The organism is Lacinutrix gracilariae, from assembly GCF_042684485.1.
Taxonomy (GTDB): domain Bacteria; phylum Bacteroidota; class Bacteroidia; order Flavobacteriales; family Flavobacteriaceae; genus Oceanihabitans; species Oceanihabitans gracilariae.
On record NZ_JBHULM010000020.1, the window covers coordinates 1 to 660 of the forward strand.

General features: G+C 31.7%; 1 protein-coding gene. It reads left to right on the plus strand.

The window, feature by feature from the left end:
- Nucleotides 1–33 precede the first annotated feature (33 nt).
- A complete protein-coding gene (locus ACFSSB_RS15420) occupies nt 34–528 on the plus strand; it encodes a hypothetical protein (RefSeq protein WP_379905915.1) in 495 nt (164 codons plus the stop codon).
- Nucleotides 529–660: the final 132 nt, after the last annotated feature.

A 660-nucleotide genomic window follows, 5' to 3' on the forward strand; every position in this document is an offset into this window, starting at 1 on the left:
CGTTGTGGGTAATATCCGAAAACCGAAATTGAATTGAAAAAAATAGATTGGACATTATTATTAGCATATATCGGAATCCATATTATTATAGGATTGATTTATGTGTTTGATTTGTGTGACCGAGAATGGATTCAGGATTTCTATTTTGTAATACCTTTCATTTATGTTTTTCTGATATTTGACATTTATCACAAGCGATTTTGGAATAATAGAATACTGCTGATTTGGGGAATTATTGGAATAGTTCAATTAGCTGTTTATTTTAATTATCGTGATTTACCTGAAATCCAAGCTGTAAATGGAAATGATTTGATTTGGCTAAAAGCACTTCCTTTGACAATCTTTACATCTTTCATTTTAAACCTGATTAACAAAAAAATTTATGGAGATAATTTTATAGTAACTGCATTTCGACTTGACCCGAATCGGATTGACCAAAAAGACGGAAGAAAGTTGAGACCAGCTGACTATATTTTCTCTGTAAGCGGATTTATGATTATAATATTTGGAACAGTATTTACGAATTAAAATACTACCCACAACACCGTGTATAATTAATTGCTAGGTTCTTCTCTACTTGCGAAAATTCCTGCGGAATTTTCACGGGTTCGTAAATGTTTGTTAACTTAGTTGCCTAACCACGCAACTAACCATACACAA